At 71.9% G+C, this 10884-nt stretch carries 4 protein-coding genes and 1 pseudogene; 3 read left to right on the forward strand and 2 right to left on the reverse strand.

The genetic code is table 11. The features are described from left to right. Nucleotides 1-29: 29 nt before the first annotated feature. From SACE_RS20055 to SACE_RS20065, 3 genes are all read left to right on the forward strand, one after another. Entirely contained in the window at nt 30-2237 is a 2208-nt protein-coding gene (locus SACE_RS20055; protein WP_231849705.1) for an MMPL family transporter, read from the forward strand. 1 nt (nt 2238) lies between these two features. Further along, a complete protein-coding gene (locus SACE_RS20060; protein WP_009947014.1) occupies nt 2239-2727 on the forward strand; it encodes an FAS1-like dehydratase domain-containing protein in 489 nt (162 codons plus the stop codon). A gap of 227 nt (nt 2728-2954) precedes the next feature. Beyond that, complete coding sequence (locus SACE_RS20065; RefSeq protein ID WP_009947013.1) at nt 2955-3917, forward strand: zinc-dependent alcohol dehydrogenase family protein; 963 nt, start codon at nt 2955-2957, stop codon at nt 3915-3917. Between the two features lie 87 nt (nt 3918-4004). Here SACE_RS20065 and SACE_RS20070 read toward each other — a convergent pair whose 3' ends face one another. Further along, complete coding sequence (locus tag SACE_RS20070) at nt 4005-5480, reverse strand: FAD-dependent monooxygenase (protein WP_009947012.1); 1476 nt, start codon at nt 5478-5480, stop codon at nt 4005-4007. After that, nucleotides 5477-10852, reverse strand: a pseudogene (locus SACE_RS39780) (type I polyketide synthase); the annotation flags it as partial. The pseudogene SACE_RS39780 and the gene SACE_RS20070, both read right to left, overlap by 4 nt. Nucleotides 10853-10884: the final 32 nt, after the last annotated feature.

Below are 10884 nucleotides of genomic sequence, written 5' to 3' on the forward strand. Positions count from 1 at the left end.
GCTCCGACGACACACCTCGAGGACCGGCCATGACCGCAACGCCCATGCGATCGCAACAACAGCAGAAGCCGCCATTGCTGGCCCGGGTGGGCGCGGGAGCTGCACGCCGCTTCCGCGCGGTCCTCGTGCTGGCCGCACTCGTGTGCGGGGCGGCGCTGGCGCTCAGCGCCGGCGTCAACGACCAGCTCGCGGGCGGCGGCTACACGCCGTCGGACTCCGAGTCGGCGGTGGCGCAACGGACGCTGAGCGAGCGGTTCCAGGGCGGCACCCCGAACCTGGTGCTGGTGGCCGAGCCGGCGGCGGCGCTGGACGCCCCCGAGACAGTCGACGCGGCGCGGCGGTTGCAGCAGGCGGTGCGGGACTCCGGCAAGGCCGACTGGGTGCACTCGTTCTGGGAGACCGGCGACCCGGCGCTGGTCGCCCCGGACGGCCGCGCCGCGATGTTCGCGGTGCGCCTCAGCGGCGAGGAGGACCACGCGCAGCGCGCGTCGCGCGACCTGGTGCCCGAACTGCAGCGCGACTTCCCCGGACTGCGCCTGTCGGCCACCGGTGAGGCGCAGGTCAACGCCGAGGTCAACGAGCAGAGCCAGGTCGACCTGGTGTGGGCCGAGCTGCTCGGCGCCCCGCTGGTCGGCCTGTTGCTGCTGCTGGTGTTCCGCACCCCGCTGGCGGCGCTGCTGCCGCTGGCGATCGGCGCCGTCTCGGTGACCCTCACGCTGGCGGTGCTGACGCTGCTGACCAAGGTCACCGACGTCTCGATGTTCGCCATGAACATCACCACCGCGCTGGGCTTCGGCCTCGCGGTGGACTACAGCCTGTTCATCGTCACCCGCTACCGCGAGGAGCTCGCCGCGGGCCGCACGATGGACGAGGCCATCGCCACCAGCACCGCCAAAGCCGGCCGCACCGTGCTGTTCTCCGCGGTGACCGTCGCGGTGTCGCTGGCCGCGCTCCTGGTCTTCCCGCTGTACTTCCTGCGGTCGCTGGCCTACGCGGCACTGCCGGTGGTGCTGATCGCGGGCATCGCGAGCATCGTCGTCCTGCCCGCGCTGCTGCGGCTGACCGGCCGGCACCTCGCGCGCTGGGACGTGCTGAGCCGGTTCATCGGACCACCTCGCACCGAAGGCCCGATGTGGCACCGGATCGCCACGTCGGTCATGCGGCGCCCGCTGCTCACGTCGCTGCCGGTGATCGCGCTGCTGCTGGTGTTCGCGATCCCCTTCGCCGACGTGCGGTTCGGGCTCACCGACGAACGCGTGCTGCCGCCCGACGCCGGGTCCCACCGCGCCGCCACGATCGTCGACGAGCGGTTCCCGCAGGCCAAGCAGACCACTGTGGAGGTGCTGCTCACCGGCGCGGGATCGCAGGAGACGGAGCGCTACGCACAGGAGCTCTCGCAGCGCGAAGGCGTCACCGGTGTCCAGGCCCCCGGCGCGGTCTACGTCGAAGGCGCACCGGTCGCTCCGGGGCAGCCGGCGCGCACCAGCGACGAGACCGCCTGGATCACGATGGCCGTCGACCACGAGCCCTACGACACCGCGGCCGAGGACCTGGTGCGCTCCGTGCGGGCGGCCCCGGCCCCCGGCGAGCTGGCCGTCGCCGGCGACACGGCCGTGCTGGTCGACACCAAGGCGAGCCTGCTGGAACGGCTCCCGGCCGCGCTGGCGCTGCTGGGCCTGAGCACCCTGGTGCTGCTGTTCCTGTTCACCGGCAGCGTGCTGATCCCGTTCAAGGCCATCCTGATGAACCTGCTCAGCCTGACGGCCAGCTTCGGTGCCGCGGTCTACGTGTTCCAGTACGGCAACCTGCGGTGGCTGGTCGGGGACTTCACCGTGACCGGGCACATCGAGGTCACCATCCCGGTGCTGATGTTCTGCATCGCGTTCGGGCTTTCGATGGACTACGAGGTCTTCCTGCTGTCCCGGATCCGCGAGCAGTACCTGATCGGCGGCCACAACGAGGAGGCGGTGGCCATCGGCCTGGAGCGCACCGGCCGCCTGGTCACCGCGGCGGCGGGCATCGTCGCGGCGGTGCTGCTGGTGCTGGCCACCTCGCAGCTCTCCATCCTCAAGCTGCTGGGCGTCGGGCTGACGCTGGCGGTGGTCGTCGACGCCGCGCTGGTGCGGGCGGTCATCGTGCCGGCGTTCATGCGGCTGATGGGCCGGGCCAACTGGTGGGCACCGCCCTTGCTGCGCCGGGTGCACCGCAGGATCGGGATCTCGGAGTCGGGGGACTGACGTGGAGATCGACCCCGCGGTCATCGGACGCTCGTACCCCGGCGTGGCACCGCATCCGGTCGGGGCGGGCGAGATCGCCCGCTTCGCCGACGCGATCGGCGACCCCCACCCGGCCTACCGCGACGCCGAGGCGGCGCGGGCGGCCGGGCACCCGGCGGTCGTGGCACCACCCACCTACCCGATCGTGCTGTGCGGGGCGGCGCTGGAACGACTCATGGCCGACCCCGAGCTCAACCCTGGCGGCCTGGCGATGGTGCACCGGGGGCAGAGCTTCGACATCCGGCGCCCGATCCGCGCGGGCGACCACCTCCAGGTCACCCCCACCATCACCGGCCTGCGAGTACTCGCCGGCGTACCGGCGCTCACCGTCACCACGGATATCTCCACAGTGGACGGAGAACCGGTGTGCACGGCTACGTCGTCGGTCGCGCTGATCCCGGCCGATGCGGCGTCATCGGACGCGGTCGGGGCCGGATCCGGGTCGGCGTAGGCGGTGCCTTCGTTCGGTCTCGTCTGATGCTGCGCGCCCCGAGCGCGGCACTGGTGGTAGCTCCGTCTTCGACCAAACCGACGGCGGCGTCCGCTAGCGTCGACGGGAGTGAGAGCCGTGCACTTCCCCGCGTGCGGTTCCTCGCCAGACCACCGGCGTCCGCCGCACCGCGACCGTGCGCGCGGCGCCTGGAGCAGTCCCGATGGACCCCAGGACATGGAGACGGCATGAAGGCAGTCGCGATCCGGACGTTCGGACCTCCCGAGGGTCTAGCGGTCATCGACCTCCCCGCCCCGACCCCCGCTGCCGGGCAGGTGCTGATCGAAACCGAGGCGATCGGCGTCGGTGGGGTCGACGCCTTGATCCGCAGCGGTGCTCTCGCTTCCTACGGTTTCGAGGAAGGCCACATTCTCGGAAGTGAGGTGGCGGGCACCGTGACTGCAGTCGGCGACGGCGTCGCCGCGTCATGGGTCGGCCGACGCGTGTGGGCGTTCACCGGCGTGGGCGGCGGCTACGTCGAAAGCGCGATCGCGCCGGTCGAGGAGGTCGTCCCCCTCCCGGCGAACATCTCCCCCGCCGACGCGGTGACGCTCGGGAACTCCGGGGTGGTAGCCCATTTCGGCCTGGCCCACGCCCACTTCGTCCCTGGCGAGTCGGTGCTGGTGCGCGGCGCGGCGGGCAGCATCGGGATCACGACCGTCCAACTCGCGGCGCGGGGTGGTGCCGACGCGGTGGCGGTCACGACGTCGTCGGCCGAGCGCGGTGATCGCCTGCGCGAGCTCGGCGCGACCCACGTGCTGGACCGCTCCGGCGACGGAGGTGAGGACGCTCCCGCGGGCTACGACGTCGTCATCGACATCATCGCCGGTGCGGACATGCCGGCGTTTTTCGACAAACTCAACCCGAACGGTCGTATGGTGGCTGTCGGCATAGTGGGAGGACCGCCGCCGGCGGGGTTCGGCATGCGGATGTTCGAGGCGTTCCGGAAGTCGATGTCGTTCGCCACCTTCAGCGCCGACACCGTCCCCGAACCCGGCCGGCGTGCCGTGAGGACCGAGCAGTTCGCTGCCGCAGGCCGTGGCGAGCTGCACACGGTGGTGCACGAGCTGCTGCCGTTGGAGCAAGCTGTGCTGGCGCACCAGAAGATGGACACCGGCGAGGTGTTCGGCAGGATCGTGCTGACACCGTGACCCCGATGGGCACTCACGATGTGAGTTGTCCTGGGGCGCTTCCGCGGTGCCGCCACCTCGCCGTGCGAACCACGCCCACAACAGATGTCAGACGGTGGTCAGGTCGTCGAGCAGCGATCGTGCGGCGGTGAAGTCGGCCGGGCCGCCGGCGGCGGCGACGTAGGAGTCCGGGCGCAGCAGCACGAATCGCTCCCTCCGCCCGCCCAGCGCGAAGTGGGCTACCACGCCGGGCAGGTCGCCGGCCAGTTCCCGGCCGCGACGGGCGAGCTCGCAGTCCGGACCGCCCCAGGTGACGAGCTGGAAGCGTCCGGCGAGGCCGTCGTCGGGTTTGGGGAGCAGGTGCGGGTTGCGGGTGCCCGGCCGCGGTGACAGCCGCCAGGCCGACGACCAGTGGGCGTGGCGTTCCTCGCCGAGCAGCACGTCCGGGTAGCGGCTGCGCCAGCCCGCGAGCAGCGGCGCCCACCAGCGGTCCATCGCCCCGACCGCTTCCAGGCCGCCCCACACCACGTCGCGGACCCGCCGGGCCAGGGGTCCGGCCACCGCCTGCCGGGCCATCCGGCCGGTGGTGGCCAGGGTCTGGCGGATCGCGACCCGCCGTTCCGCCTCGTAGCTGCGCAGCACCACGGGGGCGAACCTGCCGTGGACCACACCGGCGAGCTTCCAGGCAAGGTTGCGGGCGTCCTGGATGCCGAGGTTCAGCCCCTGTCCGCCGATCGCGCTGTGGACGTGCGCCGCGTCCCCGAGTAGGAACGCACGGCCGGTGTGCAACGTGCCGGCCGCGCGCTCGTGGCTGACGAACGTGGACAGCGCGCGCAACTCGCCCACGCGCAGACCGCCGGGGCCGCGCTCGTCGAGCAGCCTCTGCACCTGCGCCGTGCTCACCTGCGTCCCTTCGGGGATGGCACCGGAGATCCGGAACTCGCCGCCGGGCAGCGGTGCCACCAGCACCACGCCGGTCTCACCGAGGAAGTAGTGGATCGAGTCGCGGCCGATGTCGCCTTCGAGGCGTCCTTCGGCGAGCAGGAACGTGGTGGGCAGCTGCTCGCCTTCGAAGGGCACGCCGAGCTGTTCGCGGACCTGGCTGCGCAGCCCGTCGGCGGCGATGAGCCAGTCCGCTTCGAAGTCGGTGGTCGTGCCGTCCGGGTGCAGCGCCGACGCCGCGACCGAGTCGTCGTGCTGGACGACCTTGGTGATCCGGATCCCGCGTTCGACCGCACCCCCGTACCGGACGAGCGCCTGCTCCAGCAGGGCGCTGGTCCGCTCCTGCGGCAGCAGCAGCGGGGCGTTCTCGGCGCCCAGCCCGACGCGCACCGTCCGGCCGGTGCCGAGGTGGTAGGACAATGCCTGGGGCTGCAGTCCCGTTTCGCGGGCGGTCGCGCCGACGCCGAGTTCGTCCAGCACCTCCAGTACCGGCGGCCACAGCAGGATGGCGCGCGATCCCGTGCCGGCCACCGGTTCGGAGTCCACGATGGTGACCTGGACCCCGAGCCGCCGGAGCTCCGCGGCGACCGCGAGCCCGCACGGCCCTGCTCCTACGACGAGAACGGTGTCGTGCTGCTTCATCGGGTCTCCTCGGCTGTGGTGGCCGTCAGCCACTCGTGGACGATCTCGGCGGTGCTCGTGGCGTGGTCCTCGAGCACGGTGAAGTGGTCGCCTGGCAGGACGGCACCGTGGTGCGGCTGGTGCCACTGGCGGTCAGGTGCGTCCTGCGGCGGTTCGGCCGCGTGCCCCAGCAGGACGGGCGCGCCGATCTCGGCGGGTTTCCAGTCCGACAGCAGGCGCAGGTAGCCGCCCATCGCGGTGAGGCGGGCGTCGTTGAGAGCGTCGAGGCCGGCCAGCCGGGCAAACATCCCGTCGAGCACCGCCGGTGTGAGGCCGGACCCCGGCGGGAAGGTGTCGATCAGCACGATCGCGGCGGGCCGCGCGCCGTCGCGTTCCAGCGCCGCCGCGACCGGGTGGGCGAGCAGTCCTCCGGAGGAGTAGCCGACGAGCGCGGCCGGAGCATCCCCGATCCTCGCCCGCACCGCGTGCGCTGCGGCGTCAACAAGTGCGTCGAGGTTCGCCGGCAACGGCTCGCCCGCCGCGAATCCCGGCAACGTCAGGGAGCAGACCGAGCGCCGGCCGCGCAACGCGGTGGCGAACCGCGCGTACTGGTGGGCCCCGGAGGTGGCGAGCACGGACGGCAGGCAGACCAGCTCGGGACCCTCCCCGCCCTGCGCCAGTTCGGCCACACCCGGTGCCGCACCGGCATCGGCGGCGGAGTCGAACGCGGGACGCAACTTCGCGGCGGCCGACAGCAGCTCGACGAACTCCGCTGTCTTGCCAGAATCCCTGGCCTGCGCGTACATGGCGGAAATCGGGTCCGCCCGCGGCTCGGCGGCGTCTCCGACGAGTTCGCTCCTCAGGTACCGGGCGAGGTCGCCGGCCGTGCGGTGGTCGAACAGCGCCGACGCGGGCAGCCGGAGTCCGGTCGCGCCGCTGAGCCGGTTCCGCAGTTCGAGCGCGGTCAGCGAGTCGAAGCCCTGTTCCAGGAACCCCCGTTCGGGGTCGAGCTCCGACGGTGTGGCGTGCCCGAGAACCGAGGCGGCCTGCGTCCGCACCAGGTCGACCAGCACGCGGTGCTGCTCCTCGACATCGAGCCCGATGAGCCGCGCCGAAAACCCGGTGGACTCGGTGGGCCCGTCCGCGACTTCGGGCCGGAACTCCGAGATCAGCGGGTGGTGGCCGGACGCGGCGTACGCGGAGGCGAAACGCTGCCAGTCCAGATCGGCGATGACCACCTGCGAACGGCTGCGCGCGTACCGCAGTGCTGCGAGCGCGCGTGCCGGTGGGAGCAGGCGGATTCCACGTCCACCCAAGCGTTCGGCACGCGCCCGGTCGGTGTCGGGATCGGCGCCGTCGGCCCACGGCCCCCATGCGATCGCGGTCGCGGGCAACCCCTGCCCGCGCCGGAACCCGGCCAGCGCGTCCAGCGTCGCGCTCACCGCCGCGTACGCGCCCTGCCCCACCCCGCCGAACGTGCCGGCGACCGAGGAGAACAGCACGAACGCGGCCAGATCCGCTTCGAGAGTCAGCCCGTGCAGGTTCCAGGCCGCTTCGGCGCCGGCGCGAAACACCCGCTCGACTCGCTCCGCGCCGAGCGCGTCGAGCGGCGCCTCGTCGAGGACTCCGCCGGTGTGCACGACCGCGGTCAGCGGGTGCTCCTCCGGTATCGACGCAAACACCGCCGCCAGCGCTTCCCGATCTGCGGGATCGACTTCGGCGACCCGCACCCGCACGCCCGCGGCGCCCAACTCGGCCACCAGGCCGTCGTCAGCCGATGCTCCCGGATCGACGGTGAGCAGCAGGCTTTCCACGCCGTTGGCGGCCAGCCACCGCGCGACGTGCGAACCCATCGGGCCGCAGCCGTCGGTCACCACCGTGGTACCCGACACCGGCCACGCGGTCTCCTGCTGTTCCCGCGTCCGGCCCCTGACCAACCGGCGAACGCGGAGTCCGGACGCGCGGACGGCGAACTGCTCCTCTCCCCGCGAATCCGCGAGAACCGAGCACAGCGACCGCAGCGCACCGTCGTCGGGCTCCGCGGGCAGGTCGACGAGTCCGCCCCACCGGCGCGGCTCCTCCAGCGCCACGGTCGAACCGAGGCCCCACACCGCCGCCTGGCGAGGGCGGACGACGGGGTCCGATTCGTCGGCCGAGACCGCGCCGGAAGTGACCAACCACAGCGGCACGTCGACCGCCGACGTCGACAACTCCCGAACCAGCGCGAGGTTCGCCGCGAGCCCGGTGCACACCGCGGGATGCCGCGGATGCGGCCGGTCGTCCAGCCCCAGCAACGAAACCACGCCGCGCAGGTCGTCCTCGGCGAACCCGTCTGCGACCGACTCCGGGTCGAGGTCGTGCGCGGACAGCTCGACGCGGCGCACCCGTGCGCCGTGCCGTTCCATCGCCCGCACGCACTGCTCCGCCCGCACGGACTCCACGGACGGGATGACGACGAGCCAGAAGCCGGACAGTCGGGGAGCGGCGTGGTCGCGCACGGGCTCCCAGACGACCCGGTACCGCCATGAGTCCACAGCGGACTTCTCCAGTCGTTCCCGGTTCCACGAAGCCAACGCCGCGGTCACCGGGGCGAGCTGCTCTTCGCCGACGTCGAGAACCTTCGTCAACGACGGCAGGTCCTGCCGGTCGACGGCCTCCCAGAACTCGATCTCCTCCGGGTCGCGGACATCCCGGTCCTCAGCGCGGCGGGGTTTGGGCCAGTACCGCTGGTGCTGGAACGCGTACGTGGGCAGGTCGATCCGGACGGCGCCCGTGCCCGCGTAGCTCGCGGACCAGTCCAGGTCGACGCCGCCCGCGAACGCCTCTCCCGCCGACCGCAAGAACCTTGCCAGACCGCCCTCGTCGCGGCGCAGCGTCCCGGTGGCGATGACGCTCGCCCCCAGCTCGTCGGCCGTCTCCTGGACACCGGGCACCAGCACGGGGTGCGGGCTGACCTCGACGAAAGATCCGTAGCCCTGCCCGACCAGAGTGCGCACCGCTTGATCGAAGCGCACGGGTTCACGCAGGTTGCGATACCAGTAAGCCGCGTCCAGCTCTTCGCCATCAAGCCACTCGGAAGACACCGTGGAGAAGAACGGAACCTCCGCAGACCGCGGGGCGATCCCGCCCAACGCCGCCGGCAACCGCTCGGCCAACGCCTCGACATGAACAGAATGCGACGCATAATCCACCGGAACCCGCCGACTACGCACCTCACGACCGGAGCACTCGGCCAGCAACTCCTCCACTACGTCGACATCACCGGACACCACGGTCGAAGACGGCCCGTTCACCACACCGACGGAGAGCCGATCACCGTGCGAGCGCACCATTTCCTCGACTTCGCTGACCGGCAGCGCGATGGAAGCCATCCCGCCCCGGCCCGCCAACACCTCGGCGATCAACCGGCTTCGAATGCACACCACACGCGCCGCATCCCGCAACGACAACACACCCGCCACACACGCCGCCGCGATCTCACCCTGGCTATGACCCACCACCGCGCCAGGCCTGACACCATAGGACTCCCACAACGCCGCCAACGACACCATCACCGCAAACGACACCGGCTGAACAACATCAACCCGATCCAACGACGCCGCACCCACATCACCACGCAGAACGCCCAGCACCGACCAATCGACGAACTCCGCCATCGCCGCCTCGCACTCCGCCAGCCGAGCCGCGAACACCTCCGACTCCGCCAGCAGGTCCAGGGCCATCCCCCGCCACTGCGCACCCTGACCCGGGAACACGAAAACCGTCCGGCCGGACGAGCCCGCGGCACCGCCCGGGCCGCGGCCCTCCGCCAACTCCGCGAGCTGAGCTGTGAACTCCTCCCGACTGGCACCCACCAGGACCGCACGGTGGTCGAGCACAGCGCGCGAGGCGAGGGAGAACCCGATGTCGGCGAGATCGGCGTTCTCGTCCGCCGCCGATGCCATCAGCCGCTGCGCGTACTCCGACAGAGCTTGCGGCGACTTGGCCGAGAGCACCCACGGGAGCACGGGCGCGCGGCCCTGCCGAGGATCTGTGGTCGGCGGCTCGGGTTCAGGAGCCTGTTCGACGAGCACGTGGGCGTTCGTGCCGCCGACGCCGAAGGCCGAAACACCCGCACGCCGGGGCCGGTCCGCCCCCGGCCAGCGGACATGCTCGGTGAGCAGTGAAACCGCACCTGACGACCAGTCCACTTCGGACGAGGGTTCGTCGACGTGCAAGGTCCTCGGCAGCACACCGGCCTGCATCGCCATGACCATCTTGATAACGCCGGCGACCCCGGCGGCGGCGCCGGAGTGCCCGATGTTGGACTTCACCGAACCCAGCCACAGCGGGTGGCCGGCAGGACGGTTCTGCCCGTAGGTGGCCAGCAACGCGTGCGCCTCGATCGGGTCGCCGAGGGGCGTGCCGGTGCCGTGGGCCTCGACCGCGTCCACCTCCGCCGACGACAGCCGCGCGGAGGTGAGCGCCTGGTGGATGACGCGCTCCTGCGACGGGCCGTTCGGCGCGGTCAAGCCGTTGCTCGCACCATCCTGGTTCACCGCCGAACCACGCACCACCGCCAACACCGGGTGCCCAAGCCGCCGAGCATCCGACAACCGCTCCACAACCAGCAGCCCGACACCCTCCGACCACGCCGTCCCGTCCGCCGCCGACGCGAAGGACTTGCACCGCCCGTCCGGCGCCAACCCCCGCTGACGGCTGAACTCCACGAACCCCGCGGGGGTGGACAGCACCGAGACCCCGCCGGCCAGCGCGAGCGAGCACTCGTCGCGGCGCAGCGACTGGCACGCCAGGTGCAGCGCGACCAGCGACGACGAGCAAGCGGTGTCGACCGTGACCGCCGGGCCCTCCAGCCCGTAGGTGTAGGAGATGCGGCCGGAGAGCACGCTCAGCGCGTTGCCGGTGAGCAGGTAGCCCTCGAGGTCCTCGCCCGCCGCGCTGACCAGCATGCCGTAGTCCTGCGTGCCGCTGCCGACGAAAACACCCGTCCGGCTGCCCTGCAGGCGGTGGACGTCGATCCCGGCGCGTTCGAACGCCTCCCACGACGTCTCCAGCAACAACCGCTGCTGCGGATCCATCGCCAACGCCTCACGCGGCGAAATCCCGAAGAACCCGGCATCGAACCCCGCCGCGTCATGCAGGAAACCACCTTCCCGCACGTAACTCTTGCCCGCACGATCCGGATCCGGATCGAACAACCCCTCCACATCCCAACCCCGGTCACCGGGGAAGCCCGAGATCACGTCGCGGCCCTCGGCGACCACCCTCCACAGGTCCTCCGGGGAGCCCACCCCGCCCGGGTAGCGGCAGGCCATCCCCACCACCGCGATCGGTTCCGAGTCGCGCTCGTCGGCCTCCCGCATGCGCTGGCGCGCCTGGTGCAGGTCGACGGTGACCTTCTTGAGGTACTCGCGAAGGCGCTGGG

Source organism: Saccharopolyspora erythraea NRRL 2338 (assembly GCF_000062885.1).
GTDB lineage: Bacteria > Actinomycetota > Actinomycetes > Mycobacteriales > Pseudonocardiaceae > Saccharopolyspora_D > Saccharopolyspora_D erythraea.

What these genes read in the sequence shown, in the direction of transcription:
- SACE_RS20055 (WP_231849705.1), top strand. Translation starts at nt 30, where the DNA reads ATGACCGCAACGCCCATGCGATCGCAACAACAGCAGAAGCCGCCATTG.
- SACE_RS20070 (WP_009947012.1), bottom strand. Translation starts at nt 5,480, where the DNA reads ATGAAGCAGCACGACACCGTTCTCGTCGTAGGAGCAGGGCCGTGCGGG.
- SACE_RS20065 (WP_009947013.1), top strand. Translation starts at nt 2,955, where the DNA reads ATGAAGGCAGTCGCGATCCGGACGTTCGGACCTCCCGAGGGTCTAGCG.